This window comes from Vibrio sp. LaRot3, assembly GCF_027587025.1.
GTDB lineage: Bacteria > Pseudomonadota > Gammaproteobacteria > Enterobacterales > Vibrionaceae > Vibrio.
In genome coordinates, this window is record NZ_JAPPTI010000001.1 from 185,848 (window position 1) to 204,266 (window position 18,419).

General features: G+C 45.1%; 14 protein-coding genes and 14 tRNA genes. 9 read left to right on the forward strand and 19 right to left on the reverse strand.

All coding sequences use genetic code 11. The annotated features are described in order from the left end of the window. Positions 1-11 precede the first annotated feature (11 nt). From flgG to OH461_RS00955, 8 genes are all read left to right on the forward strand, one after another. Positions 12-800, forward strand: a complete 789-nt coding sequence (gene flgG, locus OH461_RS00920) for a flagellar basal-body rod protein FlgG (protein WP_260259079.1) — start codon at positions 12-14, stop codon at positions 798-800. A 21-nt stretch (positions 801-821) separates the two neighbouring features. Beyond that, positions 822-1,601, forward strand: coding sequence for a flagellar basal body L-ring protein FlgH (gene flgH, locus OH461_RS00925; RefSeq protein WP_270018796.1), 780 nt, complete (start codon positions 822-824; stop codon positions 1,599-1,601). A gap of 48 nt (positions 1,602-1,649) precedes the next feature. Continuing rightward, the gene (locus OH461_RS00930) at positions 1,650-2,741 is read left to right on the forward strand and encodes a flagellar basal body P-ring protein FlgI (protein ID WP_260259077.1); all 1,092 of its coding nucleotides are present in this window, start codon (positions 1,650-1,652) and stop codon (positions 2,739-2,741) included. A 10-nt stretch (positions 2,742-2,751) separates the two neighbouring features. After that, the gene (flgJ, locus tag OH461_RS00935) at positions 2,752-3,690 is read left to right on the forward strand and encodes a flagellar assembly peptidoglycan hydrolase FlgJ (RefSeq protein WP_270018797.1); all 939 of its coding nucleotides are present in this window, start codon (positions 2,752-2,754) and stop codon (positions 3,688-3,690) included. 234 nt (positions 3,691-3,924) lie between these two features. Continuing rightward, positions 3,925-5,799, forward strand: a complete 1,875-nt coding sequence (gene flgK / locus OH461_RS00940) for a flagellar hook-associated protein FlgK (protein WP_270018798.1) — start codon at positions 3,925-3,927, stop codon at positions 5,797-5,799. 9 nt (positions 5,800-5,808) lie between these two features. Next, positions 5,809-7,002: a flagellar hook-associated protein FlgL gene (gene flgL / locus OH461_RS00945; protein WP_270018799.1), complete on the forward strand. Its 1,194-nt coding sequence runs from the start codon at positions 5,809-5,811 to the stop codon at positions 7,000-7,002. 420 nt (positions 7,003-7,422) lie between these two features. Beyond that, entirely contained in the window at positions 7,423-8,562 is a 1,140-nt protein-coding gene (locus tag OH461_RS00950) for a flagellin (protein WP_260259073.1), read from the forward strand. Between the two features lie 513 nt (positions 8,563-9,075). Next, entirely contained in the window at positions 9,076-10,212 is a 1,137-nt protein-coding gene (locus tag OH461_RS00955) for a flagellin (RefSeq protein WP_270018800.1), read from the forward strand. A gap of 422 nt (positions 10,213-10,634) precedes the next feature. Here OH461_RS00955 and OH461_RS00960 read toward each other — a convergent pair. From OH461_RS00960 to lolB, 19 genes are all read right to left on the reverse strand, one after another. Next, positions 10,635-10,709: transfer RNA gene (locus OH461_RS00960), tRNA-Gln, on the reverse strand. A 31-nt stretch (positions 10,710-10,740) separates the two neighbouring features. Beyond that, positions 10,741-10,825: transfer RNA gene (locus OH461_RS00965), tRNA-Leu, on the reverse strand. A 22-nt stretch (positions 10,826-10,847) separates the two neighbouring features. Continuing rightward, positions 10,848-10,932: transfer RNA gene (locus OH461_RS00970), tRNA-Leu, on the reverse strand. Positions 10,933-10,984: 52 nt separating this feature from the next. Beyond that, positions 10,985-11,061, reverse strand: a tRNA-Met gene (locus tag OH461_RS00975). 19 nt (positions 11,062-11,080) lie between these two features. After that, a tRNA-Leu gene (locus OH461_RS00980) sits at positions 11,081-11,165 on the reverse strand. Between the two features lie 48 nt (positions 11,166-11,213). Then, positions 11,214-11,288, reverse strand: a tRNA-Gln gene (locus OH461_RS00985). Between the two features lie 29 nt (positions 11,289-11,317). Beyond that, positions 11,318-11,402: transfer RNA gene (locus OH461_RS00990), tRNA-Leu, on the reverse strand. Positions 11,403-11,457: 55 nt separating this feature from the next. Next, a tRNA-Gln gene (locus tag OH461_RS00995) sits at positions 11,458-11,532 on the reverse strand. 16 nt (positions 11,533-11,548) lie between these two features. Then, positions 11,549-11,633: transfer RNA gene (locus OH461_RS01000), tRNA-Leu, on the reverse strand. A gap of 27 nt (positions 11,634-11,660) precedes the next feature. Further along, positions 11,661-11,745, reverse strand: a tRNA-Leu gene (locus tag OH461_RS01005). A gap of 71 nt (positions 11,746-11,816) precedes the next feature. Beyond that, a tRNA-Met gene (locus OH461_RS01010) sits at positions 11,817-11,893 on the reverse strand. Between the two features lie 80 nt (positions 11,894-11,973). Next, positions 11,974-12,048, reverse strand: a tRNA-Gln gene (locus OH461_RS01015). Between the two features lie 30 nt (positions 12,049-12,078). After that, positions 12,079-12,163, reverse strand: a tRNA-Leu gene (locus OH461_RS01020). Positions 12,164-12,200: 37 nt separating this feature from the next. Further along, a tRNA-Met gene (locus tag OH461_RS01025) sits at positions 12,201-12,277 on the reverse strand. Between the two features lie 282 nt (positions 12,278-12,559). Beyond that, positions 12,560-13,651 carry a redox-regulated ATPase YchF gene (ychF, locus tag OH461_RS01030; protein WP_270018801.1) on the reverse strand — a complete coding sequence of 364 codons (1,092 nt, stop codon included), beginning with the start codon at positions 13,649-13,651 and terminating at the stop codon, positions 12,560-12,562. 10 nt (positions 13,652-13,661) lie between these two features. Next, positions 13,662-14,252, reverse strand: coding sequence for an aminoacyl-tRNA hydrolase (pth, locus tag OH461_RS01035; protein ID WP_270018802.1), 591 nt, complete (start codon positions 14,250-14,252; stop codon positions 13,662-13,664). A 147-nt stretch (positions 14,253-14,399) separates the two neighbouring features. Further along, entirely contained in the window at positions 14,400-15,344 is a 945-nt protein-coding gene (locus OH461_RS01040; RefSeq protein ID WP_260259069.1) for a ribose-phosphate pyrophosphokinase, read from the reverse strand. Positions 15,345-15,372: 28 nt separating this feature from the next. Further along, complete coding sequence (ispE, locus tag OH461_RS01045) at positions 15,373-16,245, reverse strand: 4-(cytidine 5'-diphospho)-2-C-methyl-D-erythritol kinase (protein WP_270018803.1); 873 nt, start codon at positions 16,243-16,245, stop codon at positions 15,373-15,375. After that, positions 16,245-16,862 carry a lipoprotein insertase outer membrane protein LolB gene (gene lolB, locus OH461_RS01050; RefSeq protein WP_270018804.1) on the reverse strand — a complete coding sequence of 206 codons (618 nt, stop codon included), beginning with the start codon at positions 16,860-16,862 and terminating at the stop codon, positions 16,245-16,247. The genes ispE and lolB overlap by 1 nt, the downstream gene beginning before the upstream one ends. 281 nt (positions 16,863-17,143) lie before the next feature. Between lolB and hemA the strand changes: the two genes are divergently transcribed. Then, on the forward strand, positions 17,144-18,403 hold the full coding sequence (hemA, locus tag OH461_RS01055; RefSeq protein WP_270018805.1) for a glutamyl-tRNA reductase: 1,260 nt from the start codon (positions 17,144-17,146) through the stop codon (positions 18,401-18,403). The last annotated feature ends 16 nt before the right edge of the window (positions 18,404-18,419 follow it).

The window sequence follows — 18,419 nt, forward strand, 5'->3', positions numbered from 1 at the left end:
AGGAGATTGTTATGCATCCGGCATTATGGGTAAGTAAGACTGGCTTAGACGCTCAGCAAACCAACATTTCAACCATTTCGAACAACTTGGCGAACGCCTCGACGGTCGGCTACAAAAAAAGCCGCGCAGTGTTTGAAGATTTGTTTTATCAGAATATTAACCAAGCGGGCGGTCAGTCTTCACAGAACACTGAACTACCGACTGGTCTTATGTTAGGGGCAGGTTCAAAGGTTGTGGCAACGCAAAAAGTTCACACCAATGGTAATGCGCAAACTACAACCAACAGCCTAGATATGATGATCGAAGGTGACGGTTTCTTCCAAGTATTAATGCCAGATGGCAACATTGGTTATAGCCGAAACGGTCAGTTCACTGTGAACGATGAAGGTGTGATTGTGACTTCAGGTGCCGGTTATGCGCTTGAGCCTGAAATTGCCATTCCTGAAGACGCTATCGGTATCACTATCGGTACTGACGGTGAAGTGTCGGTGCGTATCCGTGGCCAACAAGATAACCAAGTTGTTGGTCAGATCACCACAGTTGATTTCGTAAACCCAGGCGGTCTAGAGCCAATTGGTCAAAACCTTTACCTACCAACAGGTGCAAGTGGTGACCCACAAGAGGGTGTTCCGGGCTTGGATGGCTTTGGTGATATCCGCCAATCCATGCTTGAAACGTCTAACGTTAACGTAACTGAAGAATTGGTTAACATGATTGAAGCTCAGCGTGTCTACGAGATGAACTCGAAAGTTATCTCTGCGGTAGACAAGATGATGAGCTTTGTTAACCAGCAGCTATAAGCGAATTAAGAGGATAACCCCATGAATCGTGTATTGACTCTGATTGCTATAGCGCTAATGTCTGGCTGTTCTATGCTTCAGCCACCAGTAGAAGCGCCTGATGTGGTGGAAGCAACCACAACAGTAGATGCTGTTGAAGGTGACAAATCGGGTGACGATAGCTCAGGAATTATCGATACCTTGCGTGGCCGTACGGATCCAGTCGCAGGCGATCCTGCTTGGGCTCCAATTCACCCTAAGCAACAGCCTGAACACTACACTGCAGAGACAGGCTCTCTGTTTAATGCGGCATCGACTAGCAGCTTGTACAACGATTCAAAACCACGCGGTGTGGGCGACATTATTACCGTAACACTAGATGAAAGTACCAAAGCGGCAAAAAGTGCCGATGCGGATCTGTCAAAAAATAATGCGGCAAGTATGGACCCACTAGAAGTTGGCGGTCAGCAGCTTAACGTTGGCGACTACAACTTCTCGTACAATTTAGCCAACGACAATAAATTCACTGGTAGCGCAGCTGCAAACCAAAGTAACAGTATTTCAGGTTCGATTACTGTTGAAGTTATTGAAGTGCTTGCGAACGGTAACTTAGTGATTCGCGGTGAAAAATGGCTCACTTTGAACACTGGTGATGAGTACATTCGCTTAAGTGGTACGATTCGCCCAGATGATATTAGCTATGATAATACAATCGCTTCAAACCGTGTTTCGAATGCTCGAATTCGTTACTCAGGCACGGGGACACAAAAAGATATGCAGGAGCCTGGATTCTTGGCACGATTCTTCAATGTATCCCTTTAATTCAATTTGAAGCCGAAAGTTTGGCACCGAGTTAGATAAAGGTATCCCATGAAGAAAGTGTTTCTCCTAATCACCAGCATGATGTTGCTAGCAACATCGGCACAAGCAGCGCGAATCAAAGATGTGGCTCAAGTCGCTGGTGTACGTAGTAACCAATTAGTGGGATACGGTTTGGTAACAGGCTTACCGGGTACGGGTGAATCGACTCCGTTTACCGATCAAAGCTTCAATGCCATGCTGCAAAATTTCGGCATTCAGTTGCCACCGGGTACGAAACCGAAAACTAAAAACGTAGCAGCGGTCATTGTTACCGCTGAACTGCCTGCTTTCTCCAAGCAAGGTCAATCAATTGATGTAACCGTCTCTTCTATCGGCTCTGCTAAAAGCCTACGTGGTGGCACTCTGATGCAAACCATGCTGAAAGGTTTGGATGGTCAAGTGTATGCGGTTGCGCAAGGTAATCTTGTTGTAAGTGGCTTTAGCGCTACGGGTGCGGACGGCTCAAAAATCGTGGGTAACAACCCAACCGCCGGTATGATTTCTAACGGTGCTATGGTTGAGCGCGAAATTCCAACGCCGTTTAGCCGTGGTGACTACATCACTTTTAACCTGCTTGATTCTGACTTTACTACCGCTCAGCGTATGGCGGATGCCGTCAACAACTTCCTTGGCCCACAAATGGCGTCAGCGGTTGATGCGACTTCAGTCAAAGTACGTGCTCCGCGTGATGTTAGCCAACGTGTGGCGTTTCTTTCTGCAATTGAAAACCTAGAGTTTAATCCTGCCGAAGGCTCAGCAAAGATTATTGTTAACTCGCGTACGGGTACGATTGTCGTAGGTAAACATGTTCGTCTAAAACCTGCTGCGGTAACCCATGGTGGTATGACGGTGGCAATCAAAGAAAACCTAAACGTTAGTCAGCCAAATGGCTTTAGCCAAGGGCAAACCGTTGTTGTGCCGGATTCTGATATCGAAGTGTCAGAAGAGCAGGGCAAAATGTTTAAGTTTGAGCCGGGATTAACATTGGATGATCTTGTGCGCGCAGTGAACGAAGTTGGCGCAGCGCCATCAGACTTGATGGCCATCTTACAAGCGCTTAAGCAAGCAGGGGCCATTGAAGGCCAACTGATCATCATTTAAGGGGATAAGCATGATTAATAATGGTAATGACATCGGCTTTATCCACGACATCGCGGGCTTAGACAAGTTACGTCAGCAAGCGGTAAATGGTGAAGAGGGCAGTGAGCAAGCGGCATTGAATGCGGCGGCAAAACAGTTTGAAGCGATTTTTACTTCGATGCTGTTTAAATCCATGCGAGATGCTAACTCAACGTTTGAATCGGGTTTGATGGATAGTCAAAACCAGCAGTTTTATCGTCAAATGATGGATGACCAAATGTCGAGCGAGTTGAGTGCTTCAGGCTCGCTTGGTTTGGCTGACATGATTGTTGCTCAGCTAAGTACAGGTTCTATTGAAAACCAGAATGCGAAAAACCGTAATGACGACTTCTCTCATCTGATGGAAAAAGTCGATCGCGCTCGTCATGCACAAGCTGCTCGTGAAGCCAACCCGGATTACCAAGCGCCGGAAGTTGCTCGTACTCGTCGTTCCTCTAAGCCTGAAGCCAATTTTGATTCACCAGAATCCTTTGTTTCTTCAATGCAGCCATACGCAGAAAAAGCAGCGCGTGCTCTTGGGGTTGATTCATCTCTTCTTCTTGCTCAAGCGGCACTTGAAACGGGTTGGGGTAAGAAAATGGTGGCTAATACTCGCGGTAGCAGTAATAACCTGTTCAATATCAAAGCGGATAAGAGCTGGGATGGCGGCAAAGTGGCAACGCAAACATTGGAATACCATCAAGGTGTGCCAGTGAAAGAAAAGGCGGCCTTCCGTGCTTATCAAGATTATGAGCAGAGCTTTAATGACTATGTTCGCTTCTTAAATGAAAACCCACGCTATACAACAGCGCTTCGCCACGGCGGAGATTCAGAGCAGTTCATCCGTGGTATTCATCAAGCGGGCTACGCGACTGACCCAAGTTATGCTGACAAAGTATTGCGAGTGAAAGCGAAAATTGACCAGATGTAATAGCTGGGCTGAAATCATATCGCTTTCTAAAAAAGAAGAATGAAGGGTAACTTTCATTCTTCTTTTTGTATTATCAGTGAGCCAACTTTTCTCTTTCGTTATTTGTGCTCTCTCATTAACTTTTCTTAGTTCTATTCCATTTTTAGCCAGCCAACACTGCCTCTGGCACATATATTGCTTTTAACTAATCAGTTACTCAGTTTCGACTGATTTTATTAGGTTTTCGGGGGCAATATGGCGTCGGATCTTCTGAATCTAGGTACACAAAGTGTATTAACGGCTCAGAGACAACTCAGCACCACAGGTCACAACATTTCCAATGTAAATACAGAGGGTTATAGCCGCCAATCTGTAGTGCAAGGGACCAATTCCCCGCGCCAATTTGGTGGTCAAACCTATGGCATGGGTGTGCATGTGGAAAATGTTCGCCGCTCGTGGGATCAGTTTGCCGTTAATGAGTTAAACCTTTCTAGCACCAACTATGCAAACAAAGTGGACTCAGAAGAAGACCTGCAAATGCTGTCTGGCTTATTGTCGTCTGTTTCCGCGCAAAAAATTCCTGAGAACCTCAATACATGGTTTGATTCGATCAAATCTTTGGCAGATAGCCCAAATGATATCGGCTCGCGTAAAGTTGTATTGGAAAAAGCAGGATTGATCGCTCAAAACCTAAACGACATGCATGAAGATGTACGTCGACAGTATGATGTGGCTAATAAAAAGCTTGAGCTTGGCGTCGAGCGTATTAACCAGATTGGTACTGAAATTCGCGATATTCACCGCTTAATGATGCGTACGCCAGGGCCGCATAACGACCTAATGGATACCCATGAAAAGCTAGTCGCAGAGCTATCAGAATACACCAAAGTTACTGTGACCCCACGTAGTAACCGTGAAGGGTTCAATGTGCATATTGGTAATGGTCACACTCTTGTATCAGGTACAGAAGCAAGCCAACTGGCTATTGTGGATGGCTTTCCTGATGCACAACAAAAACGCCTTGCAATGATTGAAGGTCAAGGTATTAAGCCAATTACTAGCCGTGATATGGATGGCAAGATCGGCGCAATGCTTGATATGCGTGATGAGAAGATCCCTTACTTAATGGATGAATTGGGTAAGTTGTCGATTGCATTCTCTCACGAAGTGAATCACTTACAGTCCCAAGGCCTAGACTTGAAAGGCGATGTTGGTACAGAGCTGTTTACTGATGTGAACAATATTGTTGCCGCTAAATCTCGTGTGGTGGCAAAGTCGCAATCTCAAGCAGATTTAGCCGTGTTTATTGATGATGTGAATCAGCTAAAAACAGGGGAATACTCGTTGCAGTATGACGGCAGCGATTATTTCATTACCAATCCAGCAGGAGAGCGCTCTTTAGCGACAGTTTCAAATAATGCCATTGCCGTTGATGGTTTACGCATTGAAATCAGCAACGATTTGGCGACCGGTGAGCGCGTATTGATTCGTCCAACCCGTTCTGGTGCCGGCCAAATTCAGCTTGCCACCCTAGATCCGACAAAAATTGCCGCTCAAAGTTACGAGGCATCGACCACCTTTGCCCAAGGCCAAGCTAAGTTTGAAATCGAAGCAGCGGGCACATTAAAAGAGTTTGAAGTGATCATCTCTCCAGATGGGCGCCAATATGCAGTGACAGATAAAGACGGCACGATCATGCAACAGCCTCAGCCTTACCCACCAAACGGTCCGGTAACGGTTATGGGTACAACATTCAAGTTGTCTGATGGCGCATTACCAAATGATAAATTTACTGCCAACTTGGTGCCTTCTGAGGGTGATAACGGCAACTTGCGTAAGATGCTGCATATCCAAACCGATAAGAATTTAAATAATGGCGAGTCGACCGTTATCGATATCTACCATGACCTCAATACCAACGTTGGTCTGAAGTTGTCGACGGCTTCTAAATTAACCGATGTTTCTCGTCTAGAAAAAGAAGCCGCTCAAGAGCGTATTGCTTCGATCTCTGGTGTTAACTTGGATGAAGAAGCGGCAAATATGATGAAGTTTCAACAAGCTTACATGGCGTCATCTCGCGTGATGCAAGCTGCGAATGAAACCTTTGATACGATTTTGGCCTTGAGGTAGGAGCGGTAAATGTTAAATCGAATTTCGAGCTTTCATAACTACCAAGCGGTTCAGAATGATCTTCGCCGCCAAGAAGGGCAGGTGCATCATAACCAAGCCCAGCTTGCTTCTGGTAAGAAGTTGGTGCAGCCAAGTGACGATCCACTTGCGACGCACTACATTCAAAATATTGGTCAGCAATCTGAACAGTTACAACAATACATTGATTCCATTGTATTAACCCGTAATCGTCTAGAACACCATGAAGTGATTGTTTCGAATGCGGAATCTTATACAGATGAAGCCAAGCGCACCGTAATGGAAATGATTAACGGCTCGTTGTCTCCTGAAGACCGAATTGCTAAGCAGCGTGAGCTGCAAGAGCTGTTCGATAACATGATTACTTTGGCCAATACCCAAGATGAATCGGGTAACTACATTTTTTCTGGTACTAAACCGAAAGTGCAGCCGTTTTTTAAAGACAAGGCCGGTAACGTGACTTATTCGGGGGATGATTACCAGCGTAAGATGCGTATTTCGAATAGCCAAGAAATGCCGATCAATGATCCGGGCAACAAAATGTTTACCGTTATGGATAATCCGTTTGGTGATTACAACCCGCAGTACAGCTTGCAAGAAGGCTCTGAGCTTTTACTTGAGCGGGCCACGAACCTAGATGAAAAAGATAACGCGATTTACAAAGTCACCTTTGTTGACATGCCTAATGGTTCGTACGGTTATCAGTTAGAGCAAAACGGCACCGCTGTGCAAGCCGCACAGTACGATCCTAATACCGGAATTAAGTTCGGTGACTTGTCGATTCAAATCAAAGGGCAGATCACTGCTGGCGACAGCATTGAGCTAGAACCACAAAAGACATTTAGCCTATTTGATACTTACAAACGTGCCATTGAATTATCAGAAGGTTCAGTGTCAGATGCCTCAAATACGGGTGAGCTGCATCAAGTCGTTCAAGAATTTCACGCTGGCTTTATCCACCTGAACAAAGCCCGTTCTGATGTAGGTGCACGTTTAAATACGCTGGATATTCAAGAAGAGCAGCATGAAGACTTCAAAATGACTTTAGCTAAATCCAAAAGTAATTTTGAAGATCTTGATTATGCGGCAGCTGTGATTGAATTCAGTGAAAACACGCGCGCGTTGCAAGCATCACAACAGGCATTTGGTAAAACGAAAGATTTAACGCTATTCAACTACATCTAATTTGGTAGGAACTAATCAGAGTAAATACTGGTTAGTGATGTCAAGATTGCCTTATGTGCCATGCCATAAGAGCAGATGAAGTTGACTCAGAAAGTACACCAGCTCCGAACAAAGAGAAGTGGCAACTGAGTGGCAAATGAGCGGCAATTGTATGATTGCCAATCAAACAAGCGGCAATGATAAATTGCACAATAAAAAATAGCGATGTTTAAGTTGCTAAAAAATAAAAGAAATTTAATTTAATTTGTCGATTTTTAAAGTTGGCACACTAATTGAATTAAATATTTCAGAGTTTAACGAAACGGTTTTTAAGTTGGGGGAGTTCCCCCTCGCTTAGCAAGTCATTTACGGTCAGTGCTTCCAAATGAGATTAAGCTGGCCGCTTCGCAAGAACTTGCGAACTCACTAGGAGAGCAAATCATGACCATTACAGTAAATACTAACGTGTCGGCGATGACAGCCCAGCGTTACTTAAACAAGGCCACTGGGGATTTAAATACCTCAATGGAACGCTTGTCTTCAGGCCAACAAATCAACAGTGCAAAAGATGATGCAGCAGGTCTTCAGATCTCTAACCGTCTAACAGCGCAGTCTCGTGGTCTAGATGTGGCAATGCGTAACGCGAATGATGGTATCTCGATTGCTCAAACTGCTGAAGGTGCGATGAACGAGTCTACCAGTATTCTGCAACGTATCCGTGATCTATCTTTGCAGTCATCAAACGGTACTAACTCAGATTCAGAACGTGAAGCGATTAACGAAGAAGTAATGGCACTTCAAGACGAATTGAACCGTATTGCAGAAACCACTTCTTTTGGTGGTCGTAAACTACTAAACGGTTCATTCGGTGAAGCGTCATTCCAAATCGGTGCAAGCTCTGGTGAAGCGATCATCATGGGTTTAACGAGCATCCGTGCTGATGATTACCGCATGGGCGGCCAAAGCTTCGAAGCGACAGTAGGTAAAGATAAGACTTGGGGCGTAGAAGCAGCTAAGAATGATCTGACAATCGACTTTACGACTAAGAGTGGTGAAGTAGTTAACCTAGCGGTTCAAGCGAAAATCGGTGATGACATCGAAGAGCTAGCAACGTACCTAAACGGTCAAACTCAACTACTGAACGCATCAGTAGATGAAGAAGGCAAGCTGCAAATCTTTGCCGCTGAACCTAACCTACAAGGCAACATCACCTTCGGTGGTAACCTAGCGTCAGAACTAGGCTTAACGTCTGGTCCTGGTGTGGCTTCATCAGTACAAAGTATTGATGTGACATCTGTAGGTGGCGCGCAAAACGCAGTAGGTATTGTGGATGCAGCACTTAAATACGTAGATTCACAACGAGCGGATCTTGGTGCGAAGCAAAACCGTCTAAGCCACAGCATCAACAACTTGGCTAACATCCAAGAAAACGTTGAGGCATCAAACAGCCGTATTCGTGATACAGACTTCGCGAAAGAAACCACGGCAATGACTAAAGCACAAATTCTGCAACAAGCTGGTACTTCTATTCTGGCTCAAGCGAAACAGTTGCCTAACTCTGCAATGACTCTATTGCAGTAATAGTAAATTACGCTACTAACGTAATCCAGACGTGGTGTTAGTAGCGGGTTTACGGCAAGCATGAATGATATTGATGATAGAGCTCTCTCTCACTCCTGCTCTTGAATCTGACGTTATTCATGTCACGGCAGCCAAGCTGTGATCATTTCTCTCGATCTCCTCTGGCTACCTCAATAGCCCCAGTTCTCTCAAAGGGTGGGGCTTTTCTTTTTCCTATAGAAAATCACTCCTAATCCATCCATTACTCTGTTCAAGATTCGCTTTTGAGTCAAACGTTTTACTCATCGTCTTTTCAATAAGTTAAATAACTTTAGCCGCTAGGTTCAATTTTTCGAACTGGATCACCAAATCTATATTAAAGTGCTGTTTTTCCGCCAATTTAGCCAATTGCTCTAAAGTTAATCGATTCCGCGTCGCTAATAAGGGTACTTTGAGAGAACTCGTTGGTTTACCGAGACGTCGGAAACCTTTTGGAACTTCCTCTTCTACGGAAATCAATTAGGAGAAACCACCATGGCGGTGAATGTAAATACAAACGTGTCAGCAATGACAGCACAACGTTACCTAAACAGTGCAACTAGTGCGCAGCAGACTTCTATGGAACGTCTATCGTCAGGCTCTAAAATTAACAGTGCTAAAGATGATGCTGCTGGTCTACAGATTTCGAACCGACTAAACGTTCAAAGCCGCGGTCTAGATGTAGCGGTACGAAATGCGAATGATGGTATCTCGATTGCGCAAACAGCAGAAGGTGCGATGAATGAGACCACTAACATTCTGCAACGTATGCGTGATCTTTCTCTACAATCATCAAACGGCTCTAACTCAAAATCTGAGCGTGTGGCGATTCAAGAAGAAATTACAGCATTGAATGATGAGCTAAACCGTATCGCGGAAACTACGTCATTTGGTGGTAACAAGCTACTTAATGGTACGTTTGAAACTAAATCAATGCAGATCGGTGCAGATAACGGTGAAGCCGTAATGCTAACTCTGCAAGATATGCGTAGTGACAACACTATGATGGGCGGCAACAGCTACAAAGCGGCAAATGCTAAGACTCCAGATTGGACTGTAGCAGCTGGTACTGACGCGCTAGATATCACTGTAACTGACAAACTTACTGGTACAGCGCAGACTATTAATATCGTTGCGAAAGAAGGCGACGATATCGAAGAGCTAGCGACTTACATCAACGGTCAAACTGACATGGTGAAAGCGTCTGTAAGTGATGACGGTAAACTGCAAATGTTTACTGACAACAATAAAGTAGACGGCGCAGCGACATTCGCGGGCTCACTAGCAACGGATCTAGGTATGGGCGCGGCAACAGCAGTGACTGTTAATGATATCGACGTAACATCTGTAGCGGGCGCACAAGAGTCTGTAGCGATTGTTGATGCAGCGCTTAAGTTTGTTGATGGTCATCGTGCTGAACTTGGTGCATTCCAAAACCGTTTTGATCACGCAATCAACAACTTAGATAACATCAACGAGAATGTGAATGCTTCTAAGAGCCGCATTGCAGATACGGACTTCGCGAAAGAAACGACTGCACTGACTAAATCTCAGATTCTTTCTCAAGCATCAAGCTCTGTTCTTGCACAAGCAAAACAAGCACCAAACTCAGCACTTGGTCTACTAGGCTAATCGCTCACCTTACTAATGAATCCAGCCTTCGGGCTGGATTTTTTTTACCTAGTGTTTTTGTAATGAACGGCTCTGGCGATCTGGTACACCGAGCACAATCAAAACGTATAAACGTATAGATGATGAATAGTGTGCTTTATTTTACGCCTCTGAGGGCTGATAAGGCGTTTTACATCAAACTGTTAGTATGTATGAAAATAGTAAGAAAGGCATGCTGAGGGACTAGAACAGGCGCTTATTTGTCGTTGTACTAGGGAAGAAGTCTCGGGGGATGCTAAAGATTAAACAGCACTATATTGAACAGTTGTAGATAAAAGAAAACCCAGCACTTGGCTGGGTTTCTAAATATTGGCTGACTTATTTAAATCAAGCCTTAAGTTGTGAATCACACATCGAAAGATGGTGTCCACAGACCTTGTATATGGCAGGTCTACCTGGATTCGAACCAGGGAATGGCGGCATCAAAAGCCGCTGCCTTACCGCTTGGCGATAGACCTGCAGGCGATGATGTTACATCATCCAAAATCATGGTGCGGAAGGAGAGACTTGAACTCTCACACCTTGCGGCGCCAGAACCTAAATCTGGTGCGTCTACCAATTCCGCCACTTCCGCATGATTTAATTGTAGGTCAAGATGGTGCGGAAGGAGAGACTTGAACTCTCACACCTTGCGGCGCCAGAACCTAAATCTGGTGCGTCTACCAATTCCGCCACTTCCGCATCTTGAATCTACTTAATAATTAGTCGATTGGTAAAAACTAATTACTTAATATGGTGGCTACGACGGGATTCGAACCTGTGACCCCATCATTATGAGTGATGTGCTCTAACCAGCTGAGCTACGTAGCCATTTTTCTCTAAAAGAGAATGGTGCGGAAGGAGAGACTTGAACTCTCACACCTTGCGGCGCCAGAACCTAAATCTGGTGCGTCTACCAATTCCGCCACTTCCGCAAACCGTATTCATCAAGATAATTGGTAAAATCTCAATGAAGTTGTATATGGCAGGTCTACCTGGATTCGAACCAGGGAATGGCGGCATCAAAAGCCGCTGCCTTACCGCTTGGCGATAGACCTGCAGGCGATGATATTAAATCATCTAAACATGGTGCGGAAGGAGAGACTTGAACTCTCACACCTTGCGGCGCCAGAACCTAAATCTGGTGCGTCTACCAATTCCGCCACTTCCGCAACTTATTCTTTAGCTAACGATGTAATTGGTAAAACATCGGTAACGTTGTAATAGTGGCAGGTCTACCTGGATTCGAACCAGGGAATGGCGGCATCAAAAGCCGCTGCCTTACCGCTTGGCGATAGACCTGCAGGCAATTAAATCATGGTGCGGAAGGAGAGACTTGAACTCTCACACCTTGCGGCGCCAGAACCTAAATCTGGTGCGTCTACCAATTCCGCCACTTCCGCATGATTTAATTTGTTGTAGTTTCAAGATGGTGCGGAAGGAGAGACTTGAACTCTCACACCTTGCGGCGCCAGAACCTAAATCTGGTGCGTCTACCAATTCCGCCACTTCCGCATCTTGAATCTACTAACAATTAGTTAATTGGTAAAAACTAACTGTTGTATTTGTTCTTTCATAAGAAAGAATGGTGGCTACGACGGGATTCGAACCTGTGACCCCATCATTATGAGTGATGTGCTCTAACCAGCTGAGCTACGTAGCCATCTTTGTGAGCGAGACAATATATATAATCTCACTTACAGTGACAACCTCTTTTTGAAAAAAGACTGACACTTTAAATAGTGGCAGGTCTACCTGGATTCGAACCAGGGAATGGCGGCATCAAAAGCCGCTGCCTTACCGCTTGGCGATAGACCTACAGTGCTTTCATAAGAAAGACTTCAATAATGGTGCGGAAGGAGAGACTTGAACTCTCACACCTTGCGGCGCCAGAACCTAAATCTGGTGCGTCTACCAATTCCGCCACTTCCGCATCTATTCCTAATTACTTTCTAAAAAGCATTTAGGAATGGTGGCTACGACGGGATTCGAACCTGTGACCCCATCATTATGAGTGATGTGCTCTAACCAGCTGAGCTACGTAGCCAATACCATGTTTTTGTTCCTTTCGTTTCGTTGCCGTCTCGTTGGGAACGGGGCGCATTATGCGGAGTTGAGGCAGAACCGTCAACAGTTTTTTTGAATAAATTCGGAGAAATGAATCGTTCGGTTTCTTTTTAAACAAAGAGGCGTGTTAATGATCGAAAACTGCTAGCAAAATGACATCCAGCAAGGCGTTTGACTTGACTCTTTGCTATCAGGAATAAAAAAAGCCAGTAGTGATACTGGCTTTTTAGAACAATTAGTTGTGTGTTTTTTAGCAGTCTAATTACACGTTGAAGCGGAAGTGAACAACATCGCCATCTTTAACAATGTAGTCTTTACCTTCAAGACGCCATTTACCAGCTTCTTTCGCACCGCTTTCACCGCTAAATTGAATGAAATCATCGTAACCAACCACTTCAGCTCGGATGAAGCCTTTTTCAAAGTCAGTGTGGATCTTACCTGCTGCTTGTGGTGCTGTTGCACCAACAGGGATAGTCCAAGCGCGAACCTCTTTAACACCAGCTGTGAAGTAAGTGTGTAGAGTTAGTAGCTCGTAACCAGAACGAATCACACGGTTTAGGCCCGGTTCTTCGATACCCATGTCAGCAAGGAACTCTTCACGATCTTCATCATCAAGCTCAGACAGTTCAGACTCGATAGACGCACAAACAGGAACAACAACATTGTTCTCTTTCTCTGCGAACTCACGAACTGCGTCTAGGTAAGGGTTGTTTTCAAAGCCATCTTCGTTCACGTTAGCGATGTACATGGTTGGCTTTAGCGTTAGGAAGTTAAGGTAACCTACCGCCGCTAGCTCTTCTTTAGATAGCTCAACAGTACGCGCCATACCACCTTCAGTTAGTACTGGCAGTAGCTTCTCAAGAACGGTCAGTTCGAATTTCGCGTCTTTATCGCCACCTTTTGCTTTCTTAGCGTTACGTTGAATTGCACGCTCACAAGAATCAAGGTCAGCCATCGCTAGCTCTAGGTTGATCACTTCGATATCTTCGATTGGTGATACTTTACCTGCAACGTGAACGATGTTTTCGTTTTCGAAACAGCGAACAACGTGACCAATTGCGTCAGTTTCACGGATGTTTGCTAGGAACTTGTTACCTAGACCTTCACCGCGAGATGCACCCGCAACTAGACCTGCGATATCAACGAATTCCATTGTTGTTGGTAGCACTTTTTGTGGGTTAACAATCTTAGCCAGTGCGTCTAGACGCAGATCTGGCACAGGTACAACACCTGTGTTTGGTTCGATTGTACAGAACGGGAAGTTCGCTGCTTCGATGCCCGCTTTAGTTAGTGCGTTGAACAGAGTTGATTTACCAACGTTTGGTAGACCAACGATGCCACATTTAAAACCCATGATTGTAACCTTATTCAGCTTTGAACGTGTGTAAGCGATTTTGTGCTTTGCTTAAGCCATCTTTAATTAAGATGTCGAGACAGCGAACTGACTCATCTGCTGCTGCATCAAGTAGCTCTTGCTCTTTCGCGGGAGCTTTCCCTAACACAAAACCTGCCACTTTATCTTTGTGTCCCGGATGGCCAATGCCAATACGTAGACGATAAAACTCTTTATTGTTGCCAAGTTTGCTAATGGTGTCGCGCAGACCATTGTGTCCGCCATGACCACCACCTTTTTTAAACTTAGCCACACCAGGAGGTAAGTCTAGCTCGTCGTGAGCGACCATGATCTCTTCTGGTTTAATTTGGTAGAACTTCGCTAAGGCCGCAATGGCTTTACCTGATAAGTTCATGAATGTGGTTGGGATCAGTAAACGTAGATCCTGACCATTCATCATAATACGTCCAGTGTAACCAAAGAACTTTACTTCGTTCTTTAGCGTTACATTATGAACGCGAGCTAATTCCTCAACCACCCAAGCGCCAGCATTGTGGCGAGTTTTCGCATATTCTGGGCCGGGATTAGCTAGTCCGACAAGAAGTTTGATTTGTTGACTCAAGGTTGGGATCTCTCTGGAATCTCAAAAAGCGCCGTATGATAGCACACAAATTCGCTCTCGGGCGAGGCTGTGGTTTGTTGCTCGATTCAGCAATAAAAAAACACCCCTAAAAGGGGTGTTTTTAATGTCTGAGCTAATCAGGTTTGATTAGTTAAACATTGCAGAGATAGACTCTTCGTTGCTAATGCGACGAATTGCTTCTGCAAGCATGCGAGATAGGCTTAGTGTTGTTACTTTGCCAGTCGCTTCCATCTCTTTAGGTAGAGTGATTGAGTCAGTTACGATAACTTGGTCTAGCACTGAGTTACCGATGTTTTGAGCAGCATTACCTGAGAATACAGCGTGAGTTGCGTAAGCGAATACACGCTTAGCACCACGCTCTTTTAGAGCTTCAGCTGCTTTACATAGAGTACCACCTGTGTCGATCATGTCGTCAACGATCACGCAGTCGCGACCTTCAACATCACCGATTAGGTTCATTACTTCAGATACGTTTGCACGTGGACGACGCTTATCAACGATAGCGATGTCGATATCACCTAGTGCTTTTGCTGTTGCGCGAGCACGAACAACGCCGCCTAGGTCTGGAGAAACCACTACAGGGTTTTCTAGACCACGGTTTTCCATGTCTTCTAGAAGAACAGGCGTACCGAAGATGTTGTCTACTGGTACGTCGAAGAAGCCTTGGATTTGCTCTGCGTGTAGGTCGATAGTTAGAACGCGGTCAACACCAACGTTTGAAAGGAAGTCAGCAACAACTTTCGCTGTGATTGGCACACGAGCAGAACGTACACGACGGTCTTGGCGAGCGTAACCAAAATAAGGGATAACTGCAGTAATACGGCCCGCTGAAGCGCGGCGCATTGCGTCAATCATCACTACTAATTCCATTAGGTTGTCGTTAGTAGGTGCACAAGTAGATTGGATGATGAATACATCGCTGCCGCGCACGTTTTCGTTGATTTGAACAGCGACTTCGCCGTCAGAAAAACGAGAAACAGTTGCGTCACCAAGAGAGATGTATAGACGATCAGCAATACGTTGGGCTAGTTCAGGTGTAGCGTTACCAGCAAATAGCTTCATATCAGGCACGGTGGAAACCTCAGGTTTGCGTCCAGTTTTAGATAGATGTGTTGTGGGCTAAGCGATACTTAGCGAGTGTCTCGTGAAGTGGGGAAATGTTTTTACCTTTCGCCACGAAAGCGGACACTGTGTCAGGTAGTTTATCAAGTACTCGATGTGCTTCTTTTTCGCTTGAAAACTCGGCAAAAACGCACGATCCAGTACCCGTCAATCTCGACGGCGCGTATTGTAGCAGCCATGAAAGTTGCTTATCAACCTTTGGGTACAGCATTCGCACAATTTTTTCGCAATCGTTTCCGTAAATCCCGTTCAAAAGCGAGGTGATATCTCGCTTTGGCGTATTTCTGGTCAAATCTGGATGAGTAAAAATGTCGACTGTTGCGATACTCACATTTGGGCGAACCACCAAATAGTGTTGCTCTTTGGGTTCTACGGCGATGATTTTTTCACCAACTCCTTCGGCAAATGCAGCATGACCACGAACAAATACCGGAACATCCGCGCCTAGTGCTAATCCAAGGTCAGCCAGTTCGTCATCAGTGCAACGGGCTTGCCATAGATGATTTAGTGCCACTAAAACGGTGGCTGCATTAGAAGAGCCGCCGCCAATGCCGCCTCCCATTGGTAAGACCTTATTAAGGGTGATATCCGCGCCGAAATGGCAATTTGCGTGTTGTTGCAGCGCTTTGGCGGCGCGCCAGATTAGGTTATCTTCTAACGCAACTCCCGGAATGTCGGGGGTAAGGGTAATGTCACCAGAGTCATTCGCGGTAATCGTTAGTTCATCACCATGATCGACAAATTGAAACAAAGTTTGCAGCTCATGGTAGCCGTCTTCACGACGACCGGTGATGTAGAGAAACAGATTAAGTTTAGCCGGAGAAGGCCAAGTGGTGGTGTGGTTTATCATTACTTCAATATCCACTTTGATAAAACGATGTTGATGGTAGTGCTGCCTTGCTTAAGTTTTAGCTTATGTGGCACAGGTAGGCTAGAGCCTAAAAAGGTAACATCTTGGTAGCTTAAATACTCTATTTGCCACACTTGTCCCTTCACCTGCTTGATTAAGCTTGCAAGGGTTTGAGATTCATTTAGCGTGTATTGGTCAGCATTGGTTGGTTTGCCCAATAGCCAGTCATTTAACTGCTCGACTGGAATCGATAGCCCGGTTAATCGGTAGATCAGTTTGTCGGCGCTGATATCAGTAAAGCTTTGGTCATCGTAGGTTTCTACGCTTGCACCTTGTGGGGTGATTTGCATGTTGAGTACGGTTTGACCAAGAAATGTCGTTAGACGTAATTGGCTTTCATCACGGTTGTGCTGCCAGTGAAAGTTTAAAGATTCACGTTGCTCTGGTGAAATATACCCCAGTTTACCTGCGGCTTGATAATCGCTAATTAGGTCGAGCCTTTGTTGGTGGGCTTGCCACTCGACACTGAGTGTACTGTCTTGAATTGAACTACAACCGAGTAAGGTTAGGGCGAAAGCGGAAATCATTACCCAGCGAGTAAAAATCGGTTTTAACATATGACACGGTCTTCCAGTTTGAGCATCCTTGGGGCGCATACTATAGCATCGTTCTTTTATCTCACCTCTGAGTAAAATGATAAAAAGTAAAGATTACAGCGCTTATCAATGTTCTGGTTGCATAAAGTTTCTATTCGCTAAATGGGTCAAATTGTTTATTTTTTTCGTTAGTTAACCGCTTTAAAGGAAAACAAATTCTCGATCCCCTTTTATTCATAAGGGGCATCAAGTAAAATTCCTCTCTTGTTTGTTCATAATTTGATTCAGAGAACCTACGATACATGTCTTTGCTTGCTATAGGTATCAACCACAATACAGCGTCGGTAGAATTGCGTGAAAAAGTCGCTTTCGGACCGGAAAAGCTACCGCAAGCATTACTACAACTCTCTGAAAACCCGCATGTTAACGGCAGTGTAATTGTCTCTACTTGTAACCGAACAGAAGTGTACTGTGACGTTAAACCATCCGGTAAGAGCAAAGTCGTTGATTGGCTATCGCAGTTTCACCAAGTCAGCCCTGAAGAGTTAAAACCCAGTCTTTATATTCATGAAGAGCAAGCGGCGATTCGCCATTTAATGCGAGTATCTTGCGGGCTCGACTCATTAGTTTTGGGTGAACCACAGATATTAGGCCAAGTGAAACAGGCATTTTCTGATTCGCGAGATCAGAAATCTGTTAACACGGCGATGGAAAAGTGGTTTCAAAAAACGTTTTCAGTGGCAAAACGTGTACGTACAGAAACAGACATCGGTGGTAATGCGGTGTCGGTGGCTTACGCTGCATGTACATTGGCTAAGCACATTTTTGAATCATTGCAGCAATCGACAGTACTGTTGGTGGGCGCTGGTGAAACCATCGAGCTAGTGGCTAAGCACCTGGCCGGAAATGGCTGCACTAAAATGATTGTGGCCAATCGAACAAAAGAACGTGCGCAGTTATTGGCCAATGAGTTTGGTGCGGAAGTCATTAGCTTACCGGAGATCCCTGACCATTTGCCTCGCGCGGATATTGTTATCAGTTCAACCGCAAGCCCATTGCCTATTATTGGTAAAGGTATGGTGGAGACGGCGCTGAAATCACGCAGATACCAACCTATGTTATTGGTTGATATTGCTGTCCCACGCGATATTGAATCGCAAGTGGGCGATTTGAATGATGCTTACCTTTATACCGTTGATGACTTGCAGTCGATCGTCGACAACAATATTGAACAGCGCAAAGTGGAAGCCATTCAAGCTGAAGCCATTGTCAGTGAAGAAAGTGCTGCCTTTATGTCATGGATGCGCTCCTTACAAGGTGTCGATAGCATCCGTGAATATCGCCAATCTGCGAATGAAATTCGTGAAGAGTTACTGGCAAAAAGTATTCAAGCACTTGCTGCTGGGGGCGACCCAGAGAAAGTGTTATTGGAGTTGAGCAATAAGCTTACCAACCGATTGATTCACGCTCCCACTCGTTCACTACAGAGTGCAGCAGAGCAAGGTGAGCCCGCGAAGCTCACTGTTATTAGACAAAGTTTGGGTCTAGAAGACCCACTATAAATTGAACCCTGAGTTA

Coding starts and splice junctions, on each gene's coding strand:
- flgG (WP_260259079.1), top strand. CDS start 12: ATGCATCCGGCATTATGGGTAAGTAAGACTGGCTTAGACGCTCAGCAA.
- OH461_RS00950 (WP_260259073.1), top strand. CDS start 7,423: ATGACCATTACAGTAAATACTAACGTGTCGGCGATGACAGCCCAGCGT.
- ispE (WP_270018803.1), bottom strand. CDS start 16,245: ATGATAAACCACACCACCACTTGGCCTTCTCCGGCTAAACTTAATCTG.
- lolB (WP_270018804.1), bottom strand. CDS start 16,862: ATGTTAAAACCGATTTTTACTCGCTGGGTAATGATTTCCGCTTTCGCC.
- flgL (WP_270018799.1), top strand. CDS start 5,809: ATGTTAAATCGAATTTCGAGCTTTCATAACTACCAAGCGGTTCAGAAT.
- flgH (WP_270018796.1), top strand. CDS start 822: ATGAATCGTGTATTGACTCTGATTGCTATAGCGCTAATGTCTGGCTGT.
- hemA (WP_270018805.1), top strand. CDS start 17,144: ATGTCTTTGCTTGCTATAGGTATCAACCACAATACAGCGTCGGTAGAA.
- OH461_RS00930 (WP_260259077.1), top strand. CDS start 1,650: ATGAAGAAAGTGTTTCTCCTAATCACCAGCATGATGTTGCTAGCAACA.
- flgK (WP_270018798.1), top strand. CDS start 3,925: ATGGCGTCGGATCTTCTGAATCTAGGTACACAAAGTGTATTAACGGCT.
- ychF (WP_270018801.1), bottom strand. CDS start 13,651: ATGGGTTTTAAATGTGGCATCGTTGGTCTACCAAACGTTGGTAAATCA.
- flgJ (WP_270018797.1), top strand. CDS start 2,752: ATGATTAATAATGGTAATGACATCGGCTTTATCCACGACATCGCGGGC.
- OH461_RS00955 (WP_270018800.1), top strand. CDS start 9,076: ATGGCGGTGAATGTAAATACAAACGTGTCAGCAATGACAGCACAACGT.